Origin of the sequence: Cupriavidus sp. 2TAF22 (genome assembly GCF_052115045.1) — a bacterium.
Classification (GTDB): domain Bacteria; phylum Pseudomonadota; class Gammaproteobacteria; order Burkholderiales; family Burkholderiaceae; genus Cupriavidus.
This window is the reverse complement of record NZ_JBFRFX010000009.1, coordinates 49,473-74,525: the sequence shown is the minus strand read 5'-3', so window position 1 is coordinate 74,525 and position 25,053 is coordinate 49,473. Positions and strand designations below refer to the sequence as shown.

Below are 25,053 nucleotides of genomic sequence, written 5' to 3'. Positions count from 1 at the left end.
TACCGCGCTTCCGACCGCGCCGGTACATGCAAAAAGGCGAAACAGACGACATGCGGGACGCAGATCCGCCTATCCCGCTCCACCACAAGTGGAAAGTGCCGCCCATTCTGGACTCCAGCAGCAATCATGAACAAGAAGCTCTTCACGACCCTCGTTTCCGCAGCCGCTTTTGGCCTTTGCGTCATGGCATCGACGCAAGCCAGTGCACAGGGTCCGAAAGATAGCACCAGTGCCGGCGACAAGTACGGCTACAACCTGCACAACGGCAAGCGCGACCCGTTCACCGACGGCGCCCGCGCGAATGACCGCCGCGACCCGTTTACCGACGGTGCGCGCGTCAATGACCGCCGCGATGCGTTCACCGATGGCGCCCATGGCGCCGCGGCGCTCGACCTGGCTGGCCGCGACCTGACCGGTGTGTCGGCAACGCCGTCCCACAGCGGCGTGGCAGGCAAAGCCAGCGCCTGACCGGCGCAACCGGCCCGGCCCCGGGAATCCTCCGCCSGGGGCCGGGCCGGCCGGCGAGACCGCTGCCGCCGCGTTGCGCGCAGATTGTCCCTGGCCACGCCACGCCACGCAGTTCACCGCAGTTCACCGCAGTCCCCCGCAGTCCCCCGCAGTACCAACCAACAGTCTCACCCTCCCCATGATTTCCCTGAACAAGATCGTGCTGTCGCTGGCAAGCGTCTCGGCACTCGCTGCATCATTGCCGGCATTGGCCGGTCCCGACTGGACCGTGATCGAACGCGCGCGCGCCCAGAAGCAGGCGCAGGCCAGGCGGGCAAGCGCGCAGGCGCGCTGCCCCTTGCAAGCGCAGGGGGCGGCGGCACCGGCCGCGCCGTCGGCCGTGCCCGCCGCCACAGCCGCGACCGCGCCCAGYGTCACGCCCTGAGCGTGAGACCGGCCGGATCGCAAGGCGCGCGCGGGCGCACGCTCGCGGCCAGCAAGGTGCCCGCCGGGATTCGATCGCGTAGTCACCCGCCTTGACGGCGTAGCGACGGCGCAATGAAAAGGAAAGCGGGAAGGGCTGGAAGGGCGGGAAGGGCGGGAAGGGAGAAGCCGGCGCGGCGGGCTTTACGGCCGCCGCGCAGCAAGTGGCGCCTGGATCGGGTCGGACCGGCAGAACCAGGGGCGCCGTCCGGTCAGCGCCGCCAGGCAAGGAAGTGCCTCAGGGCTTCTTCTCCGCGATTACCATCCACGACACGCCGAAGCGATCGGCGGTCATGCCGAAGCGGTGCGCGAAAAAGGTCTCGCCCAACGGCATCTGGACCTGGCCGCCTTCGGCCAGCCCGTTGAAGACGCGGTCCGCGGCAGCCGCATCGGGCACGCTTACCGACAGCGCGATGCCTTCGAAGCTCGGCTTGCCGCTGCAACGGCCGTCGGACATCATCACCGTGCTTTCGCCGATGCGCATGGCCATGTGCATCACCTTCTCTGCGTCGCCGGGGGCGGGCGCGCATCCCTCGGGCGCGCCTGCCGGTTGCGGCGGCGCTTCCTTGAAGCGCATCAGCATTTCGACTTTCGCGTCCAGTACGCGCTTGTAGAACTCCGCCGCTTCCTCGCAGCGGCCTTCGAAGAACAGGTAGGGTTGGACCAGCATTTTGTCTCCTTATGGCGTTCTCAGGGTCGTTCGGGATCGAGCGGCATCGGCACCGATGCATGCTCGTGCACCACCAGCCACCGGCCGGCGATCTTGCGAAAACACAAGGTGGCGCGCACCCAGGCCTCCTGCGGCGCGCCGCCCTGGGGGTGCTGGTCACACGCTGCGTCGATATTGCGCCGGATTTCGCCGGATTGCGTGATGGGCGCCGCTGCTGTGATCCGGCCACATCGTTGTGTACACTGTCCACTACCATAGTCGAGAAAATGGACGCTGTCCACATGGAGGAAAAATGACGGGTGCCAAGCGCACTTCCGGCACCGCGGGCCGGGCGGCTGGCAAGGGTGCCGCCGCCATGTCGGAACCAGGCGAGGCGGCGCAATCCGCACCTGCGGCGGTACCCCCGGACGCGCCGGCCGGCGCTCCGGCCCGCAATACGTATCGCCATGGCGACCTGCGGCGCGCGCTGCTCGATGCCGGCATGGACCTGGCGCGCGACGGCGGCCCGGATGCGGTCGTGCTGCGCGAGGCCACGCGGCGTGCCGGCGTGGTGCCCAATGCCGCGTACCGGCACTTCGCCAGCCGCCACGACCTGCTGCAGGCGGTGCGCTTCGCGGCCTTGTCGGCGCTGGCCATGGCGATCGAGGCCGATCTCGCCGAGGTCGACGGGACAGCGCCGCCAGCGGATGCGGCGCGCGCCAGCCTGCGCGCGGTCGGCACCGGCTATATGCGTTTCGCCCTGGCCGAGCCGGGGCTGTTCCGCACGGCCTTTTCCGTGCCGGGCGAACTGCGCGGCGTGCCCATGCCGGCCAGGGAAGGCGACAGCGGCCTGAACCCGTTCGAGCTGCTGGGCGCGGCGCTCGACAAGATGACCGCCGCCGGCCTGCTACCCGCTGCGCGCCGGCCCGGCGCGGAATACCTGGCGTGGTCCGCGGTGCACGGCCTGTCCATGCTGGTCATCGACGGGCCGCTGCACTTGCTGGCGCAGGCGCCGGGGCAGGCCTACGACATCGGGCAGCGGCTGATCGACATGGTGGAGACGGGCCTGCAGGGCGAGGGCGGCGACCCGCGTTAGCGCTGTACCGCCCACCGGCGCCGGGTACCCGTGGCCCGTCACGCCTGTCCGGCTGCCGTTGGCGCGGCGCTCCGGTGCAACAGGACCGGGACCGACTTGGAGGTCGGCGTATTGCATCCGTCGGCTACGCTGCCCAGTGGCACCAGCGGATTCGTCTCCGGATAATAGGCGCCGATGCATCCGCGCGGGATGTCGTACTCGACCAGAAGGAAGCCATCGGCGCGGCGCTCGATATTGTCTTCCCAGACCGTGGTCATATCGATCCATTCGCCGGCCTTCAGGCCGAGCATTGCAAGGTCGTCGCGGTTGATGAAGACGACGCGCCGCTGGCCGAACACGCCGCGATACCGATCGTCGAGCGCATACACCGTGGTGTTGTACTGGTCATGCGACCGCGTGGTCATCAGCGTCATCAGCCGTTCCCCGTACGCCTCGCGCGCACGCGCGATGGGCGAGTCCGGGGTCAGTGCATTGACCAGGAACACCGCCTTTCCCGAGGGCGTGTGCCACTCCCGCTCCCGCGCGGGCACCCGCAGGTGGAATCCGCCTGGATGCGCGATGCGCGCGTTGTAATCCTCCGGCGGGCACGCCCCGCCGGTTGTCGCAAATCCTCCGGCACCAGCTTTTGGCGCCAGCGCCAGGCTATCCAGCGGTATGTTGGTGGCCACCGGTGTCTCGCTGTTCCTCGTGCGAGAGGTTCCCCTTCGCGTCCTATACTCAGTCACGAAGGGATGCGGCAGTGGTATGCGTGAGGCGATCGCGAGTTCAGCGGCACGCCTGGCTTTTCACACCGACTACAAGGTCCGAGGGGATTGCCATGTTTCTCTATGAGAAATTGCCATTGTTTGTGTTTGAGATAGAGGCATGTGACAACCTGAAATACGTGCCCATGTGTCTCCGCTTCAATCTGGATTTTTACGGATACACATTCTCCCTTTTGGAATGGCAAGCCCTTCCCGTCGAGGCCCGTGAGGCGCTCGCCGGTTTTCCACCCGCCACGGCCGGCAACGCGGGTGATTTTGCCTCCAGCCTCCGGGACATCATGCAGAAGCACCTTAACAAGGTGCCAGAGACATTCCCGCCGGATGCTCAGGCGGCATGGCTCCAGGCTTCGAAAATACCTGACTCGGTCCTGGCGCAGTACGCCTTGGCCGAACTGGCGCCGATTACCGGGGAGGCTTGGTCCGGGCTTTCGATCCTCAAGCGATATGTGCTGACGAAGATGTCCCTGAGAGGGGTGAGGAACCATTGCTTTGTTCCCGCGCTGCTGGAGTTCGGGCTGGTCAGGTCAGGCATCGCAGATGCATAGACCGTGCTTCTGGCCCGGCACGGGCGACTCGTGATTCCAGATTCCCGATTCCCGATTCCCGATTCCCGGTGGGCGTGACCTGCCGGGCAGCGGCGGCCGACGCTGCTGCAGCGGAGCCGATGCGGAGAAAGCGGTTTTTCCTTGCTTCAAATATCGGCTGATGGCCAGCAGTGATTTGACCATCCGGGACATTCAATTTACATTTCGGGAGAGTCAGCGAACCCACGATTTCGGCAATGGCCTACTATCTCCGCAGTGCCAGTCTCACCCACTATGTCGAGGTGGCGCGCGCCGTCGGCCTTGATCCCTATCAGCAGCTAAGGGCGGCGAAGATCAGCCGTGCGGCGCTGCTGGATCCCGACATCCGGCTGGCGGCCGGACTGGTGGGGCGGCTGCTGGATATGTCCGCCAAGGCGGCCCGGGTTGACGACTTCGGCCTGCGCATGGCCGAGTTGCGAGAATTCTCGAATCTCGGGCCACTCGCCTTCGTGGTGCGGGAGGAGCCGACATTGCGCCGTGCGCTGGACTCCATGGTCCGCTATATGGGCCTGCAAAACGAAGCGCTGGCCATGCGCGTCGAAGAGTCCGAGGGCATGGTGATGATCCACCTGCAGGTCCTGAGTGACGAGCCCGGTACGCTGCGCCAGGCCACGGATCTGGCCGTAGGCGTGGTGTTCCGCATGCTGAGCTTGTTCCTGGGCGCATCGTGGCGTCCGCGCAGCATCTGCTTCACAAGCGCCGCGCCTGCCAGCACGGCCACGTACCTGCGCGTTTTCGGCATGCCGGTGCAGTTCAACCAGGACTTCGACGGCATCATCTGCGTGGCGTCCGACCTGGAGTCGCCCTTGCCCTCCTATGATCCGGTGATGGCGCAGCAAGTGAAGCAGTATCTCGGCACGCTGCTTGCGCAGGCCAACACCACCATGCCCGACAAGGTGAAGAAGCTGGTCTACGCCTTGCTCCCGTCCGGCGTCTGCTCGGTCGAGCGCGTGGCGCAGTTCCTCGGCGTGGACCGCCGCACGGTGCACCGGCGTCTGGCGCAGGAGGAGGCAACGTACTCCGGCATCGTCAACGACGTGCGCGCCGGCCTGGTGATCCCGTATATCGAAAACCGCGGGCGTCCGCTTTCGGAGGTGGCCACGTTGCTGGGTTTCTCTTCGCTGAGCGCGTTCTCGCGCTGGTTCGGCGGCCAGTTCGGCTGCAGTGTTTCGCAATGGCGGGCGCAGGCGCGGACCGTAAGGCACGGGGATGCCGGCCAATAGATCTCCGTCCGTTTGTGCGGTGCCCATGCACGGCGTTTGCGCCATCGCCCTGGGCGGCCCCGCCTGCAAGCAAAACGCGACCGCACGGGTGTATCACTGTTGATACAGCGTAGAAGTTATCCGTTTCGCCGACGCGTTTCGCGAGTGCTGTTTTGCCCGCAAGTAAGATTTGCAATAAGCCGGAACGCAAACTAAGGTTGTGATCTCGGAGTAGCGTGCAAGGCGAAGCGCGGGGCTGAGGAGAACGGACATGGCAAACGCGAAAAAGGCGGCTGAACACGAGCAAGCCACCGGGGACCGGCTAGGCAACAAGGAATACCTGAAGGAACTCCGGCGCTTGCATATCGAACTGGTCAAGCTGCAGGCATGGGTGCTGGCGACCGGCTGCAAGGTCTGCATCGTGTTCGAAGGCCGCGACGGCGCGGGAAAGGGCGGCACCATCAAGGCCCTCACGGAGCGCGTGAGTCCGCGCGTGTTCCGCGTGGTTGCCTTGCCGGCCCCCACGGAGCGCGAGAAGAGCCAGATGTACGTTCAGCGGTACATCTCGCACCTTCCCGCCGCCGGCGAAGTGGTGATCTTCGACCGCAGCTGGTACAACCGCGCTGGCGTGGAGCGGGTCATGGGATTCTGCTCCGAGGAGCAGGCCGAAGCGTTCCTGAGGGCCGTGCCCCTGGTCGAGAAGGCCATTATCGGTTCCGGTGTCATCCTGTTGAAATACTGGCTTGAGGTAAGCGAGGAGGAGCAGACGCGCCGCCTTGCGTCGCGCATCGACGATGGCCGCAAGACCTGGAAGCTCACGGATATGGACTTGAAATCCTACAGCCGCTGGTATGACTATTCCCGCGCGCGCGACAAGATGTTCCTCGCCAGCGATACAGACTACGCGCCCTGGTACGTGGCCAACTCGAACGACAAGCGGCGCGCCCGCCTCAACATCATCAGCCACGTGCTGGACAAGATTCCCTACGAGGCCGTGCCGCACAAGAAGGTGAAGCTGCCGGCGCGGCAAAAATCCGGCGGCTACAAGGAGGCGGATTATCCTTACAGGCATGTCCCCAAGCGGTTCTGACGGCGTCGGCCTCCGGACTGCACCCGGTTCGCGCACCAGCGCCCCCTTGATGTCAGCACCAGCGAGATCATCATGCCGGACGATTCCATCCCGGAGCCATCGCTGCCCGCCCGCGTGACACTGCGCGACGGGCGGCAGATTCTGCTGCGCCAGATCGGCGGACAAGACAAGGCAGCCCTGCTGGCCGCCTTCCACCGCCTATCGGTGGATTCCCGCTATACGCGATTCATGGCCTCCATGCGGGAACTGCCGGACGCCATGCTCGAATCGGCAACCCACCCGATGCCGGAGCGCGAGTTCGCGCTGGTGGCCGTCACAGGCAATGGCGAGGCAGAGGTCATCGTCGGCGGCGCGCGCTATGCCGCGGGTCCTGGCAGCGAGGTCTGCGAATTCGCCGTGACGATCGACGACAACTGGCATGGGCTGGGACTGGCGCGGCACCTCATGCAAACGTTGATTGGTGCCGCGAGCGCGCGGGGATACCGATGGATGGAGGGCTTCGTGTTGTCTTCCAACCATTCCATGCGCGGCCTTGCGCGCCGGCTCGGCTTCGACGATACGCCATGCCCCGACGATGCCATGCTGCGCGTGGTCAAGCTCCGGCTTGCGGTGCCGGCCGGGGCCGGCATCGCCCCTGGATAAGCCGCGGCGCGCCAGCCGCGCACAGGCCTGAGCGCGAACTGCAGCACGAACCGGTGGCGCGGGGTCGCGCGCAACGAGGGGAGCCGATCGATGAGCATACTGGACCTGCTGCGCCGGCGCGAGCCGGGCGCGCACGAGCAAGGCAAGCGCGACAAGCGGAGCAAGCACGAGATTGCCGAGATGACGGAGCGCGTCCTCGGCCTGAGTCCGCGCCTGCGCCTGGTGCCGCACTACCAGAAACGGCTCGGGCCGAAGATCGGGCTGGCGCTGGACGTTGTCCGCGGGCTGGCGGCGGGCCTTCCTGCGCCGCGCGAAGCCAGCGCGGTGGCGTGGGGATCGGATCCCTACATCCATGCCTTTTTCGGTACGGCGCACGATGTGGAGCTTGCCTTCAGCCGCTCAGCGGACCTGCGCGAGTTCTTCGAGCACGCACCGGACGCGCGGGAGGCCTATGCGGTGCTGGGCATGGCGATGGCCGAGCGGCACACGCTGGGCGTCGCGCTGGAGGGAGACGTGATGCGCACCGATGTGCAGCAAACCACGATCTGCTTCAGCGATCACCAGGTGCGGATCTGTGGCCGGACTGACGCCGGGCTGCGCGAGGAGATCGTGCGGCGAATGCTGGATCAGCTGGCGCTGGAGGGCCTGGCCCGGTTTGCCGCCGGCATGTCGCGGCGCAATGTGATCGAACGTGAGCTGGAGCTCCTGAAGGCGCGCTTGCATCTGCTGGAGCGGCGGGGCACCGGTATGCGCTCGGTGGTGGGGGGCGGTAGCGAAGTGGCGCCCGCGGAACATGCCAGGCTGCGCGAACAGATCGAGGAAAACGCTCAGGAACTCGCCCGGCTCGGCGTGGCATCCGATGCCCTGGAGCGCCAGATCGACGGACTCGGCGAAGTGTTCGAGGAGGCGGGTTCGCGGTTCTCCCTGGAGCACCGGAACATCCGCCTGAGCCGGATGAATGTGCTGCTGCCGGAACAGAGCACGGCACCGGGCGATGCAATCGATCTGCAAAGCGCCCGGGTCCCGGGCGATCCGCCGCTGGTGCGCACCTTTGCCCTGGTGCGCTTTGCGCGCGCCGGCATGCTGTCTCCGATGTCGCTCCTCGATGAAGCGGAGCGCCTGTTGTAGTGCACGCCCCGGATGCGCGCCGCAAGACCGGTCGAACAGTTCGCCGCGGCATGCTCTGCGGTCGCACTTGTGGATGGATCGCTGCCTGTGCGCTGGCGGTGACACGGCACACCTGTTTGCGCGAAACACGGCATCGAAAAAATGCAGTACGAGAATTCGGCAAGAAGCACGAGAATGATCTAAAACACACATGAGGGCGAGGGTCCCCAGGAAAAGCGGAGCCATGAGCTCCACGGGGCTCATCGATTTTCGGCAAGCGCAGATGGAGCCCCGCGGCGAGTTGACGCACCGGCACCGCGCCCTGCACCGCGGCGTACGGCAGAAAAGAAGTGATTCCACAGGATCTTGGGGGTGGGAGTCGTGATGAACAATAAACAACGAAGCTATCGCTACGTTTGCCTGTTGCTTGCGACTATCCTTGTCGCCGCCTGCCAGAAAGAGAAGCCACCACCTCCCGCCGCGGTCGCGACCGAGGTGGGCATCGTCACGGTGGCACTGCGCGACGTCCCGGTGGTGTTCGAGTTTGTCGGCGAGACGCAAAGCTCCCAGCAGGTCGAGATCCGCGCCCGCGTCAACGGGTTCCTCGAGCAGCGCCTCTACACAGAAGGCTCGCTGGTCAAGAAGGGCGACCTGCTGTTCCGGATGGACCAGAAGCCATTCCAGGCCGCGCTGACCGCGGCGGAGGCCGAACTGGCGCAACAGCAGGCCCGGCTCAGCACGGCGCGCGCCAATCTCAACCGCGTGCGGCCGCTTGCCGCGAAGAATGCACTGAGCCAGAAGGACCTCGACGACTCGGTCGGGCAGGAGCAGGCGGCCGCGGCGGCGGTCGAGGCGGCCCGCGCCAATGTTGTCAACGCCAAGCTCAATCTTGGCTATACGACGATCACCTCACCGGTGAATGGCTTGTCCAGTTTTGCGAAGAGGCAGGTCGGCTCGTATATCGACCCAACCAATAGCCTGCTGACCTATGTGGCGAAGCTCGATCCGATGTGGGTGAATTTCAGCCTGTCGGAAAACGAGGTGCTCCAGTCGCGCTCGCAGCAGCAGTCCGGTTCGCTGAAGCTGCCGGAGCGCGGGGCGCTCGAGGTCGAGATCGTCCTGGCCGACGGCACGGTGTACGGCAGCCGGGGCAGGATTGCCTTTGCCGACGCGTCGTTCAACGCGGATACCGGCACGTACCTCGTGCGCGCCGAAATGGCCAACCCGCAGGGCTTGTTGCGTCCGGGCCAGTTTGTCAGGGTCAGGCTGATTGGCGCGCAGCGGACCCAGGCGGTCGCCGTGCCGCAGGAGGCGGTGATCCAGGGCCAGCGCGGCGAGTCGGTCTGGACGGTCGACAAGGACAACAAGGCGCAGTCTCGCGTGGTCGAGGTCGGCGAGTGGTCGGGCGACAACTGGGTGATCCGCTCGGGCTTGCGGCCCGGTGACATGGTGATTGTGAATGGCGCCACCCGCCTGGCGCCCGGCGCCCCGGTGAAGCCAGTCCCGGCGGCAGCAAAGGGTGGGGCGGGCGCGCATGCCGCCAGCGCTCCCGCCGCCGGCAGCGAGGGTCGCAAGCCATGAAGATCTCCCATTTCTTCATCGACCGGCCGATCTTCGCTTCGGTGCTGTCGATCATCATCGTGGTCGGCGGACTGGTTGCCATGTTCAATCTGCCGGTGGCCCAGTTCCCGGAGATCACGCCGCCGACCATCACCGTATCGACCACCTATCCTGGCGCCAGTGCCGAGGTGGTGGCGCAGAATGTCGCGGCGCCGATCGAGCAGCAGGTCAACGGCGCCGACAACATGCTCTACATGTCGTCCACGAGTTCCTCCACGGGGAACATGACGCTGACGGTCTTTTTCGAGATCGGGACCGACCCGTCGCTGGCGCAGGTGGATGTCCAGAATCGTGTCAACCTCGCGCTTCCGACGCTCCCGGACGCTGTCACGAAGCAAGGGGTTTCCGTGCAGAAGCGGTCCTCGGCCTTCATGATGGTCATCGCGGTCTACTCTCCGGATAACAGCTACCCGCAGAACTTCGTCGACAACTACACCAATATCTACGTGCTGGATGCGCTCAAGCGTATCCCGGGGGCCAACCAGGCATCGATCTTCGGCACGCCGGACTACGCCATGCGCATCTGGTTGCGACCCGACAGGATGGCGCGGCTGGGCATCACGGTGGATGACGTCAAGAACGCCGTCAGCGCGCAGAACCAGCAGTTCTCCGCGGGGCGCATCGGGCAGGCGCCGACGGCCGGCCCGGTCAAGCAGACCTTCCCGGTTGCCACCAAGGGCCGCATGACCGAGCCCGAGGATTTCGAGAACATCATCCTGCGCGCGGCCTCGAGCGGAGCGGCGCTGGTGCGGCTCAAGGACATCGGCCGGGCGGAGCTCGGCTCGAAGGACTATTCCCTGCGCAGCCGCTACAAGGGCAAGACCGCGACGCTGCTTGCCGTGTACCAGCAGCCGGGAGCCAACGCGCTGGCGGTGGCCGCCGGGGTGAAGAAGACGCTTGCCGACCTCAAGAAGAGCTTCCCTCCGGGCCTGCAGTACGAAATCGCCCTCGACACCACCGAGTTTGTCCAGGAATCCATCAACGAGGTGATCCACACGCTGGCGGAGGCGGTGATCCTGGTGATCCTGGTGGTCTATCTCTTCCTGCAAAGCTTCCGGGCGACGCTGGTGCCGATCCTGGCGGTGCCGGTGTCGATCATCGGCGCCTTCACGGCGATGTCGGCGTTGGGCTTCTCCGTGAACATGCTCACGCTGTTTGGCATGGTGCTGGCCATCGGCATCGTGGTGGACGATGCGATCGTGGTGATCGAGAACGTCGAGCGCAATATGGTGGAGTTCAAGATGCCGCCCAAGGAGGCGGCCAAGGCCGCCATGGACGAGGTCGGTGGTCCGGTGGTCGCCATCGTGCTGGTCTTGCTGGCGGTCTTCATACCGGTGGCGTTTCTCTCGGGCATCACCGGCCAGCTCTACAAGCAGTTCGCCATCACGCTCGCCGTTTCCGTGCTGCTGTCCGGCGTGGTGGCACTGACGCTTTCCCCGGCCCTGGCGGCCATCCTGCTCAAGCCCGGCGAGCATGAGAAGAACCGGTTCTTCCGCTGGTTCAACAAGTCCTTCGACCGGATGGTGGAGGGGTACGGCAGCACGGTGCAGCTGGTGATCAAGCGGGTCGTCATCTCGCTGAGCCTGGTTGTCGTGATGATCGTCGTCAGCGTCTTGATGTTCACCCGCATCCCATCGTCCTTCCTCCCGGTGGAGGACCAGGGCTATCTGCTGGGCGCGGTGATCCTGCCGGACGCGGCGAGCCTCGACAGGACCAGCGAACTCTCGAAGCGGGCGGAAGAATGGCTCGCCCGCCAGCCCGGCGTGAAATCCGTGGCGACGCCGGACGGCTATAGCCTGATCGATTCCCAGAACAAGACCAACGCCGGCACGCTGTTTGTCACGCTCAAGGGCTTCAAGGAGCGCGGGAAGGGCGAGAGCGCCGAGGACCTGATCGTCAAGGCCACCCGGGAATTCTCCACGTACCGGGAGGGCCTGGTCATCCCGGTCAATCCGCCCTCCATTCCCGGACTCGGCGCCACGGGCGGCTTCGAATTCTGGCTGCAGAGCACGGGAGACGGCACGTATCAACAGCTTGAAGACAGGGTACGTGCCTTTATCGCCAAGGCGCGGCAGCGCCCCGAGTTGCGTGGCGTCAGTACCACCATCAATACGCGCTCGCGCCAGTTCCTGGTCGATGTGGATCGCGAACGCTCGGAAACGCAGGGGGTGCCGGTGGAACAGGTCTACTCGGCGCTGCAGACCATGTTCGGCTCGCTCTATGTCAGCCAGTTTCCCAAGAACAGCCGGCTGTTCCAGGTCATCCTGCAGGCCGAGCCCGAGTTCCGCTCCCGGCCGGAGGATATCGAAAAGCTCTACACGCGCAACGCGAAGGGCGACATGGTGCCGATCAAGGCGGTGACGACCTCGCGCTATGTGGCCGGCGCCGATCTGGTGACGCGATTCAATAATTTCCCGGCGGCCAAGATCACCGGCGATGCGGCGCCGGGATACAGCTCCGGCCAGGCCCTTGCCGCGATGGAGGAGGTGGCCGGCGAGGTGCTCGGCGAAGGGTATAGCTATGGCTGGAGCGGGCAGGCCTTCGAGGAGAAGAAGGCCGGGTCCACCGCCACCATGGTGTTTGGCTTCGCCCTGTTGATGGTGTTCCTGATCCTGGCCGCGCAGTACGAGAAATGGTCCCTGCCGCTTGGCGTGCTGCTCGCCGTGCCGTTCGCGCTGTTCGGCGCGCTGGTGGGCATCCTGATACGCGGCATGGAGAACGATGTGTACTTCCAGATCGGTCTTACCGTGCTGATTGCGCTGGCGGCGAAGAACGCCATCCTGATCTTCGAGTTCGCGGTGGAGATGCTCCACAAGGAGCACCTCAGTCCGTATGAGGCGGCGGTGAAGGCCGCCAAGCTGCGCCTGCGGCCGATCATCATGACGTCGCTGGCCTTCATCCTCGGGTGCATTCCGCTGGCGATCGCCTCCGGCGCGTCCGCGGCGAGCCGGCGCTCGCTCGGGACCGGGGTCATCGGCGGGATGCTGGGGGCCACGGTCATTGCCATCTTCTTCATCCCGATGTTCTTCTGGGGCCTGGAAGCCAGGGCGGCCAGGAAGGCCGCGGGGAGCGCGCCGGCGGCGCCGGCGCCCACTCCCCGTCCGGAGACGCCGGCATCGAGCGGAGGGGAGTCATGAAACCCGCCCGGAGGCGGCAGCTTGCCGCGGCCGGCGCGCTCGTGCTGGCGGGCTGCGCGGTCGGGCCGGACTACCAGCGCCCGGCGCTGGACGTGCCGGACGCGTACCGCTTTGCCCAGTCCGGCGCCGACGCAAACGCCGACGCAAACGCCAACGCCAACGCCAATGCCAGCGCCAATGCCAGCGCCAGCGCCAGCGCCAATGCCAATGCCAATGCCAATGCCAACGCGATCCCTGCCATCGACATGCACTGGTGGACCCAGTTCAACGATCCGGTGCTTGACGACCTCATCGCCAAGGCGCTGGCGCAGAACAAGGACATCCTGATCGCGCTGGCGCGTGTCGAGGAATACTACGGGCGGCTGATGTCGACTCGCGCCGGGCTCTTTCCGCAGGTCGGCGCGGAGATCGGCGGTGGCCGCCAGCGTCTGGCCACCGGGGCGGGCAACGTCGTACCTGTCAATAATCCGTTCAACCAGGTGCGGGCGGACGTATTCGCTACCTGGGAGATCGACCTGTTCGGGCGGCTCCGGCGGCAGACCGAGTCGGCACGCGCGCAGTGGGTCGCCACCGGCGAGGCCAGGCGGAGCACCCAGGTCAGCGTGGTGGCGGCGGTAGCCACGGGCTACATCAGCCTGCGCGACCTGGACAACCGCTTGCTGATCGCCCAGCAGACGCTGGCCAGTCGGCAAGGCGCGCTGACCTTGTTCCAGCAGCGCTTCGAAGGCGGCGTGGTGTCCGAACTCGAGGTCAGCCAGGCGCAGTCGGAATACGCGTCGGCGCTCACCTCCGTGGCGCTCTACGAGCAGCTCGTCGCGCAGCAGGAAAACCTGCTGTCGGTCCTGGTCGGCCAGAATCCGGCCGACATCCAGCGCGGCAAGTCCATCGGCGAGCTGACTTCGCCCGAGATTCCCGCCGGGCTGCCGTCGGCGCTGCTTGAACAGCGTCCGGACCTGCTGCAGGCCGAACAGCAACTGATCGCGGCCAACGCGCAGATCGGCGCGGCGCGCGCCGAGTACTTTCCCACGATCTCCCTGACCGGACTGTTCGGCGCGGCAAGCACGGCCTTGTCCGGCTTGTGGGTGGGCTCGGCGCGCACGTGGTCATTCGCGGGCGCCGTGAGCATGCCGATCTTCACTGCCGGCGGCATCGCGGGGGATGTCAAGCAAGCCGAAGCGCGCCAGCAGCAGGCGCTGTTCGCGTATCAGCAGGCGATCCAGACGGCCTTCCAGGAAGTCGCGGACGCGCTGGTGGGGGTGCAACGCACGCGCGAGCAGCGCGCGGCGAAGGATACGCAAGTGGACGCGCTGCAGCGCTATGTGTCGCTTGCGCAGGATCGCTATGAGGGCGGCTACACGAGCTACCTCGAAGTGCTGGATTCCCAGCGCGCGCTGTTCAATGCGCAGCTGGACCAGTCAAGCCTGCGCGGCTCGGAGTTCGGGTTGATGGTCTCGCTCTACAAGTCGCTGGGTGCCGGGTGGCCGCTGCAGCAGGCCGACACACTGGCAAACGGCAAATGAGCGAGCCCGGGGCAGTTGCAATGAAGGAGTTGTCATGAACACGTGGAACAAGCGCCTGGTTTGCGCTGCCGTCGCCGCCATGGTGCCGCTCGGGGCGCTGGCGCAATCCAAGCCGATCGCCTACCCGGCCAAGGGCCAGAGTTCGCAGCAGCAGCAAAAGGATGACGGAGCGTGCTACTCGTGGGCAAAGAGCAATACTGGCATCGATCCGGCAGCGGTCGCCGCGGCGCCGCCGCCGCCGTCCGGGCCCGCGGTGGGCGGAGGGGAGCGCGTGCGGGGTGCGGCGCGCGGCGCGGCGGGTGGCGCGGCCATCGGGGCCATTGCGGGCGATGCCGGCAAGGGCGCGGCCGCGGGTGCTGCCGTCGGGACCATGGCCGGCGGGGCGCGGGCACGGCAGAACCAGCGCTCGGCCCAGGCCTCTGCGCAGTCCCAGAGTCAAGGCGCGATGGATACCTACTATCGGGCCTACGCGGCCTGCATGGAAGGGCGCGGCTATTCGATCAAGTAAGTAGCGATGTCCAGGGCGCGAAGGCAAGGTTCGCATGGAACATGAGTCATCGAAGCACTCGTCCGGCGGCTTTCCCTTGCCGGTGCCGGAGTGGATCCGCGAGTACCGCAAAGACTGGATCAAGCCGGATGTCGTGGCCGGCCTGACGGCGGGCGCAGTGGTGATTCCCAAGGCGCTGGCCTACGCGACCGTCGCCGGATTGCCGGTCGAGGTGGGGCTCTATACCGCGTTCCTGCCGATGGTGGTGTACGCGCTGCTCGGCACGTCGCGGCCGCTCAGCGTGAGTTCGACGGCAACGCTTGCCATCCTCGCGGCGACCGCGCTCGGGCGGGTGGCCCCTGGCGGCGACGCTGGCACCTTGCTGACCGCTTGCGCGACCCTGACCGTGCTGGTGGGCGTCATCCTCGTGCTGGCCGCGCTGCTGCGGCTCGGCTTTGTCGCCAACTTCATTTCCGACCCGGTGCTGACCGGATTCAAGGCGGGGATCGCGATCGTGATCGTGGTGGACCAGATCCCGAAGCTGCTGGGCATACATTTTACGAAGGGCACGTTTTTCCACAATGTGCTGGCCATCGGCACCGGGCTTGGGCACACGTCGGTGTACACCGTGGCGGTGGCGGCCGTCACCGTTGTCATGCTCCTGGCGATCGAGCGGGTGTTCCCGCGCGCGCCGGCCCCGCTGATTGCCGTGGCCGCCGGGATAGCGGGTGTTGGTCTGCTCGGCTTGCAAGGCCACGGGGTCGAAGTGGTCGGCCACGTACCCACCGGCTTGCCCACGCTTGTCATGCCGGACTTCGCTCTGGTTGCCGACCTCTGGCCCGCAGCGGCGGGCATCGCGCTGATGAGCTTTACCGAGTCGATCGCGGCAGGCCGCGCGTTTGCGCAGCGAGGCGAGCGCACGCCGACAGCAAACCGGGAACTGCTGGCGACGGGCCTGGCCAATGTCGCAGGCGCGTTATCGGGCGCCATGCCGGCCGGTGGCGGCACGTCGCAGACCGCGGTGAACCGGGTCGCCGGGGCGCGCACGCAGTTGTCGACGCTGGTGACCGCGGCCATGACCCTGGGCACGATGCTGCTGCTTGCGCCGTTTATCGGGAAGATGCCGCAAGCCACCCTCGCCGCGGTGGTGATCGTGTACTCGGTCGGCCTGATCCAGCCGGCGGAGTTCCGCGCGATCCTCGATGTGCGCCGCACCGAGTTCCTGTGGGCGCTGATCGCCATGGTCGGCGTCGTGCTGCTGGGCACGCTGCAAGGGATCGTCGTCGCCATTGTCGTCTCGCTCGTGGCGCTTGCCCATCAGGTGTCCGACCCTCCGCTCCATGTGCTCGGGCGCAAGCCGGGCACCAACGTGTTCCGGCCGGCCTGCGCCGAGCACCCGGAGGATGAAAGCTTCCCGGGCCTGCTGATGCTGCGGCCGGAAGGCCGTATCTTCTTCGCCAATGCCGAGCGGCTTGGCCAGAAGCTGCGCCTGCAGATCGTCGCCACGAAGCCGCAGGTCATCGCGCTGGATCTCGGTGCCGTGTTCGATCTCGAATACACGGCGCTCAAGATGCTGACGGAGGCGGAGGCGAGGTGGCGCGAGGACGGCGGGGCGTTGTGGCTGGTCGGGCTGAACCCGGGGGTGCTCGCACTGGTGCAGCGCGCGCCCCTGGGCGCTGCACTGGGGCGCGAACGGATGTTCTTCGATCTGGAGCAGGCAGTCGACAGCTATCAGGCCTCGGTCGTGGCGCAGGCCAGCCGGCCATGAAACCGCCACCGGGGCGCGGCAGGTGGAACGGCGTTGCATGAAGGATTCCTGCCTGGTGCTCCAGGCACCGTGAGCGTGGTGCTTCTCGATGCTCCTTTGATTCTCGTGAACCGGGCACTATATTAGCGCTTGGTTTGAGGCGCCGATGTGGCGAGGTGGCGGCAGGCTTCAATGCTGCCGCGATGAAGATAAACGAAGCGGGAGAGGATCATGGTAAAGATGGCAACATCCATCATGCTTGCGATGGCGTTCAGTGCTTCACCGGCTTGGGTCCACGCCGCTTCGGCCGCGGCCGCGCAAGGTCAAAATGACGAAATCGTGAAGATGCGCGAGGAAATCGCCGCCGCCAGGAAGGAATACAAGCGCAAGGTCGGCGAAGCGCAAAAGGTCTTCGACGAGCAGAAATCTGCCGCGGCCAAGGAGCGTGACACGGCGATCTCTGCCGCACGCGCCAAGGCCGGGCAGAAATGATTGGCAGGCCGGTTGGCCCGCCTGTTCCTGCGTTCAGGCGTTAGCGAGGACCGGCGCCAGGGAGCGCTCCGTTCCTGGCGGTGACGATGCCGTCGCCAAGATCCGGGTCGGACCCTTGCTGTGCCGTACAACAGGCTGAACAGCCGCGGCCTCATGAGCCCTCCGGATTCTCCACCCCCGCACCCCGAACCTGGCCGGATTCCGCGCCGGGTCACCGATCATGCCGGCTGGGGCCGGTGGCTGCCGGGACTGCGCACGCTCCGCGCGTACCAGGCGGCGTGGCTGCGGCACGATATCGTGGCGGGGCTCGTGCTCACCACGATGATGGTACCCGTGGGCATCGCCTACGCGGTGGCGTCGGGCCTGCCTGGCATCCATGGTCTCTATGCGACCATTGTTCCGCTGTTCGTCTATGCCTTGTTCGGGCCCAGCCGCATTCTGGTGCTGGGCCCGGATTCCTCGCTGGCCGCCGTCATCCTCGCTGTCATCCTGCCACTGTCCGGGGGCGATGCGCATCGCGCGGTCGCCCTTGCGGGCATGATGGCGGTCGTGTCGGGTGCGGTGTGTATCCTGGCCGGCATAGCGCGCCTTGGCTTCATCACCGAGCTTCTTTCCAAACCGATTCGCTATGGGTACATGAACGGAATCGCGCTGACGGTATTGATCAGCCAGTTGCCCAAGCTTTTCGGCTTTTCGATCAAGTCCGACGGACCGCTGAGAGATTCGTGGGCTATCACCACAGCGGTGATCGATGGAAAGACCAACTGGGTCGCGTTCATGGTCGGCGCATCCACCCTGGTGGTGATCCTGCTGCTCAAGGGAAACAAGCGCGTGCCGGCCATCCTGGTCGCCGTGGTGGGAGCGACCGTCGCCGTCGGCATGCTGGACCTTGCCGCGCGCTTCGGGGTGTCGGTCCTGGGTCCTCTTCCGCAAGGCCTGCCAGCATTCGCCATCCCGTGGATCACCACCGGCGATATCGTCCCCGTCCTGACCGGCGGTTTCGCCGTTGCCCTTGTCTCGTTCGCGGACACCAGCGTGCTCTCTCGTGTCTATGCGGCGCGGACTCGTACCTATGTCGACCCGAACCAGGAGATGGTGGGGCTCGGCGTCGCCAATCTGGCCGCCGGATTTTTTCAGGGCTTCGCCATCAGCAGCAGTTCGTCCCGTACGCCCGTGGCCGAGGCCGCCGGTGCCAGGACCCAGCTGTCCGGCGTAGTCGGCGCGCTTGCCGTTGCCCTGCTGCTGCTGGTGGCGCCGGACCTGCTGCAGGATCTGCCCACCAGCGCACTGGCCGCGGTGGTGATCGCATCGGCCATCGGGCTGATCGAGGTCGCCGACCTGCGACGGATCTATCGCATCCAGCGCTGGGAGTTCTGGCTATCGATCGTCTGTACGGTCGGCGTGGCTGTGCTGGGTGCGATTCAAGGCATTGGCCTGGCCATCGTGATTGCCGTCATCGAATTCCTCTGGGACGGCTGGCGCCCTTACTCTGCGGTGCTGGGTCGCGCCGAGGGCGTCAAGGGCTACCATGACATCAAGCGCTACCCCGAAGCGCGCCTGATCCCCGGCCTGGTCCTGTTTCGCTGGGATGCGCCCTTGTTCTTTGCCAACGCCGAACTGTTCCATGACCGCGTGCTGGATGCGGTGGCGGCATCGCCCACGCCGGTACGCTGGCTGGTCGTTTCGGCGGAGCCGGTCACCAGCGTGGACGTCACCTCCGCGGACATGCTTGCCGAGCTGGACGGAACCTTGCACGCGGCTGGCATCGAGCTGTGCGTGGCCGAGATGAAGGATCCCGTCAAGGACAAGCTGAAACGATTCGGGCTGTTCGCGCGGATAGGCGAGACGGCATTCTTCCCGACACTGGGCGCCGCCGTCAGCAGCTATCTCGCGACCTATCCCGTGGATTGGGTGGACCGGGAGGAGACCGATGGCTGAGTGGAGAGGCAAATCCTGGCACGCCTCGCTGGCTGGCGGGCATCGGGCCTGGCAGTCGGCGCGTTGAAGCCTGGACGACTGCTTCGGTGCGTCCATCTTCACCCCCCCCAGCCGGGTTGAGGTCCCCGAGGCTCGCTCTCTCAGCGCTATTTGCTTCCCTTGATATTGCCCGCGACGCCGCCGGCGACCGCACCTATGGCGGCCCCCGTCCAGCCACTGCCTCCCGCGATGGCCGCAATGCCTGCGCCCGCCAGGGCTCCCACGCCCGCGCCGGTCACCGTCCCTTGTTGCTGCGGCGTCATGTTCGTGCAGCCAACAACGCCGGCGAGGGCGAGCGTCACGCCAATTCGTTCGAGTCGTTTCATCTGATTCTCCTACTTGGTGCGCTGAAGCCCGGGCACAACCATTTCGAACCAAATCGTTTCGAGGACGGGTCGCTGCAACTGGTCCGGATGCGCGGCGTACCAGCGGTCGAGTCCTTCGCGCACCGTGTCGAGGGTCTGGCCCTTCAGCCCTTTCGCAAGGCGTGGGACGATGCTCTGGGAGTCGGTCGGCGGCTTGCCAGCCTGATAGGCGATATCGACCAGGGCCAGATTGGCGATACCGACGAGGTAAGCCTTTTTCATTTGTTCCGATGACTCGGTCCAATGCCTGCCGGTGACCAACGGGATGTCTTCCGCGCGGGGAGTACCCGATACCAGCGCCAGCGTCATGCATCCCACGGCCATCGCCACGCGTAATTTGTGTTTCATCGCCATCGCATTCTCCTCGGGAATCCGCGTTTTCATGGTACTCCGGAACACCGCAACATCCTTGACGCACATGGTCGAGACACGGTGTCGTGCTTCGCACGCGGCAAGGCAGTCCCACAAGGGCAGCCCCGCGTTGCCGCCTCGCTACGTGCAGTTGGCGCGGTAGGTCTCCTGCAATTGCTTGCGCGTCTGGTCGCGCTCGATCTTGGGAATGGTGCGCCCCTGCGCGTTTTGCGTGGCCGGGCCGGATGACTGGTAAGACCGCTGGCTCGAGGTGGCGTTGAATTGCTCCTTGAGCTCCTCGCACCTGGCGCGCCTGGCGTCATCCGGACTCAGTGCGTCGGCCGACGGAGGGCGATAGGGACTGGCGCCGCTCTGTACGGCCTCGGATATGGCATTGGCGGCACCCTGGCCCGGCGCGGGCTGGGCCAGGCCAGCGGTGGCAATTCCCAGCGCCATCAGGCTGGCCAGCATGGATTTCCGGGACATCCGCATACGCTCTCCATTGAGTGACGATGACGCTGGCGTGCTCGAACCGACTGGTCTGGCCCTGAGGTGCAGACCAGACTAAGCGTAGTCATGCCCGGACGTATGTCAAATCCGAAGGCGCGCGGTGTCGCGCAATGACTACTGGCGGCGCCCGCGTCTGCGGCGCCAACGCCAGTCCGGGCAGGCAGGGCCGGACCGCACCCGATCAAGGCGATCCGCCCTCGGTCTTGCCATACCTGATCACATCCAGCACCGCAGCCGTCATCAACGAGGTAGAGACACCGAACATCAGGATGCCGTTGGCCGCTTCCAGTGGCCCGAGCAGGCGCCAGCGTTCGGACATCACGATATCGCCATAGCCAAGGGTGGAGAAGTTGACCCCAGAGTGATACAGCGCCGTGGAGAAATCACGGAACTCGCCGAGCATCAGGAACAAGGTAGCCCATATGGCAATCTGCGCGATATTGCAGAGCAAGGTCAGCAGCATCACGCCAGACAGCAGCACGATATCCGCCCATAGGGATTCATGTCCTTGCCGGGTCCGCCTGAAGCGCGCATAACGGCGCAGGCAGATGGCAACGACGACGGCCTGCAGCGGCAGGCATAGCAACATGACGGGGGCTGCAGCCAGGAATTGGAGGAGCATGGTCGATATGTTGGTCAGGCGCCGCGCGGTCGATCGCGGCGGCGATGGTCGAGGAGCTGGAGCACCAGGCAGGCATACAGGGTGACGGCAATGAAAAGCCCCATCCGTATCGCAAAGGCCGTGTAGACGTCCTTGCCGGCACGGCTGTCCTGGACCGACTGGCCGAGCAGGATGATCAGGGTCACGAAGGTGTTCACCCAGAAGCCGGGCGGCTGGCGTGTCGGGCTGGTCGCATAGAGCTTGCGCCCCAGCAGCAGGCCGAACAGCAGCATCCACAGGTAAAACATCCACAGGTGCACGAACAGTTTGAGTGCGCACCAGAACAGGACCGCCAGCAGCCCGCCGAGCAAGGTGGATCCCAGCAGCTCGCGGGCGGCACCGTGAGCCTTGGTGGTGCAGCTTTGCCTGCCGAGGGTGACGGATTTCATGATGATCGGCATGTAGCTGTCCGGCGCGGTCAGTGCCAGCAGGAAGGCCGGCAACACCACCAGCGCGGCGCGCAGGGCCAGCCGGTCGGCGTCGCCGGCCGGCACGGCCGGGGCGGCGGGCCCGGGACGCCTGCGGGCGGGTTCGGGAAACAGCCAGTGACTGAGCGCCAGCACCAGCACGCCGAGCAGAAGCCCCTTGGCCAGGGCGCCGATGACCGTCAGGGCCAGCCCGAAATCAGCAAATCCGGCGGCGGAGATCATGGTGAGGCCAGCCACCAGGAAGGTGGCGACCAGGTTGTTTCCGCCGCGCAGGCCGAAGCGAAAGGCCAGGTAGAGGCATAGCGCGACCAGCAACACGCCGCTGAACGGGTAATAGCGCAGCACGGGGATGAGCAGCAGGCCGCTGCCGGTGGTGAGCGTCACCATCAGGGCCAGCCCCAACCCTGCCTTGAGCGGGAGCGGGCGGTCGAGCGTGGCGAGCAGGAACACGGCGAGCACCGGCGCGACCATGGGGATGGAAAAGTCCAGGCCGAAGCTGATTGCCAGGCATAACGCCGTGCCGCTGGCCAGGCGCAGCGGACCCCGGGACGGCGGCGCGGCTACGTTGGCATGAACGCAATCAGTAGACATAGGAAAGCCAGCTCATCAAGCGCAGGAACAGGCGGCCGGGCGGATGGAGCGGATTGCCCTCGCCGGGAAAGGCCATGACTTCGGCCTGCCCGCCCACGCGGATGCCCCGAAGCGCGGCCAGTTGGCCGGGCGCGAACTCGACAACCACCGGGAAGCGCTGGGCCGGGCGCAGCCAGTCGCGGCTGTTCTGTACTGTCGGCAGGCTGCCGGGCGGGGTGCTCTGGCCCGTGCTGATGCCGTAGCCGATGCTGCGCACGCGGCCTTCGAAGACCCTGCCTGGAAAGGCATCGAGCACGATGCCAACCGGTGTGCCGACGTCGACGTGGCCCAGGTTGTTTTCGGTCAGGTCCGCGCTCACCCACACATCGTGGATGGCGATCAGTGTCATGACTGGCGCGCCGGCCGCGGCATACAGCCCGGCTTCGGTGCGCAGATCCGTGATCAGGCCGGCGGTGCGCGCACGTACCTGGGTATTGGCCAGGTCCAGTTCGGCTTTTTCCAGGGCCGTGGCGGCGCTGCGCAGCTTGGCGTTCTCTTCCTCGCTGCCGCCCTGCAGTTCTTTCGCGCGCTCCACTTCGGCGCGGGCCGCGGCGACCTGGCCCGCGGCCTGTTCGTGGGTGGCGCGGGCCACCTCCAGGCGGCGCAGCGAGACGGTACCCTGGTCCTCGCTGTAGAGGCGTTCGAGGCGCTCGCTGTCCTGGCGTGCCTTGGTTTCGTTGGCGATGGCGGCGCGCAGGGATGCCCGCGCCGAATCGATGCCGGCAGTGTTGGCGCCGATCTGGCGGCGCGTGGATTCGAGGTCGGCACGGGCGCGGTCTACCGCGATCCGGTAGTGCACCGGATCGACTTCAAACAGTAGCGCGCCGGCCGCGACATCCTGGTTGTTGCGCACATGCACGCGCGTCACCCGCCCGGACACTTCCGCGGCGACCGGTACCACGAAGGCTTGCACCCGGGCCTGCTGGGTGTAAGGGGTAAACCGGTCGGCCAGCAGATACCAGGCCAGGCTCAGCACAATCAGGCCGATGACAAGCCTGAGCGCCTTCCTGCCGGGGTCGGCCTGTGGTTGTGTGCTGGCCGGCGTATTGGACGACGACGCGGCCGACGCATCGGCTGGCGCATTGGCTGGCGCATCGGCTGGCGCACTGGCCGGCACTTCGGGCGGGGTGGATGCCAGGGGTCGCTGGGTATCACTCATCGGAGTCGGGCCTCTGCGAGGGGAGCTTCGCGCTGGTGTGCTGGCGGTCCGCCTCATCCAGCAGATCGCCCCAGTCGGTCCGTTGCCGCATTTGTTCGCGGGTGGCCGGGTCGACCAGCGGTTGCCCGCTGTACCAGCCCCCGCCCAGTGCCTTGTAGAGGGCAATCAGGTCGCTCACGGCATTGCTGCGGTTGACCAGGTAGGCGTCCTGCTGGGCAAACAGCGCGCGCTGGGCATCCAGCACGCGCTGGAAGTCCGAGTAGCCCTCGCGGAAAAGCGCGCTGGCCAGCGTCAGCGAGCGGTCGGCGGCCAGCGACGCCTCGCGCAGGATGTCCTCGCGCTCCAGTGCCCTGACCAGGCTGCTGGCGGCATCGTCGGCTTCGCGCGCCGCCTGCCGCACGCTGTCCTGGTAGGCGACAATCAGTTGCTGCAGACGCGCATCCTGCACGCGCACATTGTTCTTGATGCGGCCATAGTCGAACACGTTCCAGCGCAGGCTGGGACCACCGATCAGGGCGAGGTTATTCGGCGTGCCCGCCAGAGAGCTGGCGGACCAGGAGATGCTGCCGAGCAGCGACAGCGAAGGATAGAGATCTGCCTTCGCCACGCCGATGAGCGCCGATTGCGCCGCGACCTGCAGTTCGGCGGCGCGGATATCCGGACGGCGCAGCAGCAGATTGGCTGGCACGTCTTGCAGTACCGCGCGGTCAATCAGCGGGATCACTCCCTCCCTCTGCGCCAGCTCCGGCAGTTCAGGCAACTGCCCGGGGGGGCGGCCGATCAGGATAGCCAGGGCATTGCGGGTAAGCACGATCTGGTTTTCCAGTTCGGGGATGCTGCTCAGGGTGCCAAGGTACTGCGTCTTGGCCTGCTGGAGATCCAGCTCATCACTTTCGCCGCCCTTGAACAGGCGCTCGGTGATCTCATAGCTGCGCTTCTGCAGGCGGGCGTTCTCGCGGGCGATGCGCAGGCGCGCTTCGGCGGTGCGCAGGGCGAAGTAGGTCTCGGCCATCTGCGCATGCAGCAAGACCAGCACGTCCTCATGGTTGGCCATGGCGGCGAAATAAGCGGCATCGGCCGACTCGATGGCGCGGCTGAAGCGTCCCCAGAAATCCAGCTCCCAGCCGATGTCGAAGCCCGCGCTGTACTGCCAGAAGCGGCTATTCTGGGCGTTGCGGCCGCCGGACTGCCGGCGATCCATGTACAGGGCGTCGGCACTGACCTGTTGGCGTTGCGGATAGCGCCCGCTCAGGGCAATGCCCAACTGGGCGCGGGCTTCCAGCACGCGCAGCCCGGCAATCCTCAAGCCGGCATTGTGCGCATCGGCTTCGGCGATCAGGCGTTCCAGGGTCGGGTCGGCGAAGACCTGCCACCACTGCCGCAAATCGGGTTGCAACCGTTGCTCGCTGGCCTGTCCGACAGCCGGGCTGTTCCACTGGCTGGTCCAGTTCTCGCGCTGCGCCTGGAAGTCCGGACCCACGCGCGCGCAGCCGCTCAACGCGAGCAGGCCGGCCAACAGTGCGCGCCGTGGACGGATCAGGGCCGGCATATGGCGCACGCGCCCGCATCAGGCCTGCTTGTCTTCGCCATGCGTGCATCGACGCCGGGTCCAGGCGGCAGGGGCTGGAACACGTCATCGGCGTTGTCGGCAATGCCGGCAACGAAGACACAGATGTAGAAGACCATGGCACCCGTCTCCCCTGACGATCCTGGTGACCTGCGCAACTTCGGGAAAGCCGTCTACGTATTTAAGGAGCGCATTCTGCCGCGCGGGTCTTCGCCAGCGTCCCGCAAGTCCGGGGCGCGCCGCTGGCGGGATGCCGCTTGACCCACTTGCTCGAATATAGCTGAAGCGTGGCGTCTTACCGGTCCGGGATGCAAGAAGGCAACACGCCGACTGTGCTC

The 25,053-nt window shown here is 66.2% G+C and carries 25 protein-coding genes and 1 pseudogene; 15 read left to right on the top strand and 11 right to left on the bottom strand.

Annotation, left to right across the window (positions count from 1 at the left end):
• Positions 1–126 precede the first annotated feature (126 nt).
• Both AB4Z48_RS13095 and AB4Z48_RS13090 read left to right on the top strand, forming a co-directional pair.
• Positions 127–468 carry a hypothetical protein gene (locus AB4Z48_RS13095; protein WP_441614475.1) on the top strand — a complete coding sequence of 114 codons (342 nt, stop codon included), beginning with the start codon at positions 127–129 and terminating at the stop codon, positions 466–468.
• Positions 469–646: 178 nt separating this feature from the next.
• Entirely contained in the window at positions 647–892 is a 246-nt protein-coding gene (locus AB4Z48_RS13090; protein ID WP_441614473.1) for a hypothetical protein, read from the top strand.
• A 276-nt stretch (positions 893–1,168) separates the two neighbouring features.
• Here AB4Z48_RS13090 and AB4Z48_RS13085 read toward each other — a convergent pair whose 3' ends face one another.
• Both AB4Z48_RS13085 and AB4Z48_RS13080 read right to left on the bottom strand, forming a co-directional pair.
• The gene (locus tag AB4Z48_RS13085; RefSeq protein WP_441614471.1) at positions 1,169–1,600 is read right to left on the bottom strand and encodes a VOC family protein; all 432 of its coding nucleotides are present in this window, start codon (positions 1,598–1,600) and stop codon (positions 1,169–1,171) included.
• A gap of 20 nt (positions 1,601–1,620) precedes the next feature.
• Entirely contained in the window at positions 1,621–1,785 is a 165-nt protein-coding gene (locus tag AB4Z48_RS13080) for a nuclear transport factor 2 family protein (RefSeq protein WP_441614746.1), read from the bottom strand.
• A 170-nt stretch (positions 1,786–1,955) separates the two neighbouring features.
• Between AB4Z48_RS13080 and AB4Z48_RS13075 the strand changes: the two genes are divergently transcribed.
• Complete coding sequence (locus tag AB4Z48_RS13075; protein ID WP_441614744.1) at positions 1,956–2,675, top strand: TetR/AcrR family transcriptional regulator; 720 nt, start codon at positions 1,956–1,958, stop codon at positions 2,673–2,675.
• A 38-nt stretch (positions 2,676–2,713) separates the two neighbouring features.
• Here AB4Z48_RS13075 and AB4Z48_RS13070 read toward each other — a convergent pair.
• A pseudogene (locus tag AB4Z48_RS13070) lies at positions 2,714–3,250 on the bottom strand (molybdopterin dinucleotide binding domain-containing protein); the annotation flags it as partial.
• Between the two features lie 242 nt (positions 3,251–3,492).
• Between AB4Z48_RS13070 and AB4Z48_RS13065 the strand changes: the two are divergent.
• The 12 genes from AB4Z48_RS13065 to AB4Z48_RS13010 all read left to right on the top strand — a co-directional run bounded on the left by AB4Z48_RS13065 (position 3,493) and on the right by AB4Z48_RS13010 (position 19,005).
• Positions 3,493–3,984 (top strand): nitrate reductase associated protein, encoded by a 492-nt coding sequence (locus AB4Z48_RS13065; protein ID WP_441614469.1) that lies wholly within the window; start codon positions 3,493–3,495, stop codon positions 3,982–3,984.
• Between the two features lie 236 nt (positions 3,985–4,220).
• Positions 4,221–5,246, top strand: a complete 1,026-nt coding sequence (locus AB4Z48_RS13060; RefSeq protein ID WP_441614467.1) for an AraC family transcriptional regulator — start codon at positions 4,221–4,223, stop codon at positions 5,244–5,246.
• A 250-nt stretch (positions 5,247–5,496) separates the two neighbouring features.
• Positions 5,497–6,315: a polyphosphate kinase 2 gene (ppk2, locus tag AB4Z48_RS13055; protein WP_441614465.1), complete on the top strand. Its 819-nt coding sequence runs from the start codon at positions 5,497–5,499 to the stop codon at positions 6,313–6,315.
• A gap of 72 nt (positions 6,316–6,387) precedes the next feature.
• Entirely contained in the window at positions 6,388–6,957 is a 570-nt protein-coding gene (locus tag AB4Z48_RS13050) for a GNAT family N-acetyltransferase (protein WP_441614463.1), read from the top strand.
• A gap of 90 nt (positions 6,958–7,047) precedes the next feature.
• Positions 7,048–8,085, top strand: a complete 1,038-nt coding sequence (locus AB4Z48_RS13045) for a hypothetical protein (protein WP_441614461.1) — start codon at positions 7,048–7,050, stop codon at positions 8,083–8,085.
• 363 nt (positions 8,086–8,448) lie between these two features.
• Entirely contained in the window at positions 8,449–9,645 is a 1,197-nt protein-coding gene (locus tag AB4Z48_RS13040; protein WP_441614742.1) for an efflux RND transporter periplasmic adaptor subunit, read from the top strand.
• Positions 9,642–12,821, top strand: a complete 3,180-nt coding sequence (locus tag AB4Z48_RS13035) for an efflux RND transporter permease subunit (protein WP_441614459.1) — start codon at positions 9,642–9,644, stop codon at positions 12,819–12,821. The genes AB4Z48_RS13040 and AB4Z48_RS13035 overlap by 4 nt, the downstream gene beginning before the upstream one ends.
• On the top strand, positions 12,818–14,341 hold the full coding sequence (locus AB4Z48_RS13030) for an efflux transporter outer membrane subunit (protein ID WP_441614457.1): 1,524 nt from the start codon (positions 12,818–12,820) through the stop codon (positions 14,339–14,341). Before AB4Z48_RS13035 ends, AB4Z48_RS13030 begins: the two co-directional genes overlap by 4 nt.
• Before the next feature lie 34 nt (positions 14,342–14,375).
• The gene (locus AB4Z48_RS13025) at positions 14,376–14,849 is read left to right on the top strand and encodes a glycine zipper family protein (protein WP_441614456.1); all 474 of its coding nucleotides are present in this window, start codon (positions 14,376–14,378) and stop codon (positions 14,847–14,849) included.
• Between the two features lie 34 nt (positions 14,850–14,883).
• Positions 14,884–16,596, top strand: coding sequence for a SulP family inorganic anion transporter (locus AB4Z48_RS13020; RefSeq protein ID WP_441614454.1), 1,713 nt, complete (start codon positions 14,884–14,886; stop codon positions 16,594–16,596).
• Positions 16,597–16,815: 219 nt separating this feature from the next.
• A complete protein-coding gene (locus tag AB4Z48_RS13015; RefSeq protein ID WP_441614452.1) occupies positions 16,816–17,067 on the top strand; it encodes a hypothetical protein in 252 nt (83 codons plus the stop codon).
• Between the two features lie 153 nt (positions 17,068–17,220).
• Complete coding sequence (locus tag AB4Z48_RS13010) at positions 17,221–19,005, top strand: SulP family inorganic anion transporter (RefSeq protein ID WP_441614740.1); 1,785 nt, start codon at positions 17,221–17,223, stop codon at positions 19,003–19,005.
• 146 nt (positions 19,006–19,151) lie between these two features.
• On the opposite strand, the gene AB4Z48_RS13005 is transcribed toward AB4Z48_RS13010, so the two are convergent.
• The 8 genes from AB4Z48_RS13005 to AB4Z48_RS12970 form a co-directional block, all read right to left on the bottom strand.
• Positions 19,152–19,370 carry a YMGG-like glycine zipper-containing protein gene (locus tag AB4Z48_RS13005; protein ID WP_441614450.1) on the bottom strand — a complete coding sequence of 73 codons (219 nt, stop codon included), beginning with the start codon at positions 19,368–19,370 and terminating at the stop codon, positions 19,152–19,154.
• 9 nt (positions 19,371–19,379) lie between these two features.
• The gene (locus AB4Z48_RS13000; protein WP_441614739.1) at positions 19,380–19,733 is read right to left on the bottom strand and encodes a hypothetical protein; all 354 of its coding nucleotides are present in this window, start codon (positions 19,731–19,733) and stop codon (positions 19,380–19,382) included.
• Positions 19,734–19,901: 168 nt separating this feature from the next.
• Complete coding sequence (locus AB4Z48_RS12995) at positions 19,902–20,252, bottom strand: hypothetical protein (RefSeq protein WP_441614448.1); 351 nt, start codon at positions 20,250–20,252, stop codon at positions 19,902–19,904.
• A 199-nt stretch (positions 20,253–20,451) separates the two neighbouring features.
• Entirely contained in the window at positions 20,452–20,892 is a 441-nt protein-coding gene (locus AB4Z48_RS12990; protein WP_441614447.1) for an ion channel, read from the bottom strand.
• A 14-nt stretch (positions 20,893–20,906) separates the two neighbouring features.
• Entirely contained in the window at positions 20,907–21,950 is a 1,044-nt protein-coding gene (locus tag AB4Z48_RS12985; RefSeq protein ID WP_441614445.1) for a DUF2955 domain-containing protein, read from the bottom strand.
• The gene (locus AB4Z48_RS12980; protein ID WP_441614443.1) at positions 21,940–23,148 is read right to left on the bottom strand and encodes an HlyD family secretion protein; all 1,209 of its coding nucleotides are present in this window, start codon (positions 23,146–23,148) and stop codon (positions 21,940–21,942) included. The genes AB4Z48_RS12985 and AB4Z48_RS12980 overlap by 11 nt, the downstream gene beginning before the upstream one ends.
• Positions 23,141–24,697: an efflux transporter outer membrane subunit gene (locus tag AB4Z48_RS12975; protein WP_441614441.1), complete on the bottom strand. Its 1,557-nt coding sequence runs from the start codon at positions 24,695–24,697 to the stop codon at positions 23,141–23,143. The genes AB4Z48_RS12980 and AB4Z48_RS12975 overlap by 8 nt, the downstream gene beginning before the upstream one ends.
• Positions 24,685–24,834, bottom strand: a complete 150-nt coding sequence (locus AB4Z48_RS12970) for a hypothetical protein (RefSeq protein ID WP_441614439.1) — start codon at positions 24,832–24,834, stop codon at positions 24,685–24,687. The genes AB4Z48_RS12975 and AB4Z48_RS12970 overlap by 13 nt, the downstream gene beginning before the upstream one ends.
• Between the last annotated feature and the right edge of the window lie 219 nt (positions 24,835–25,053).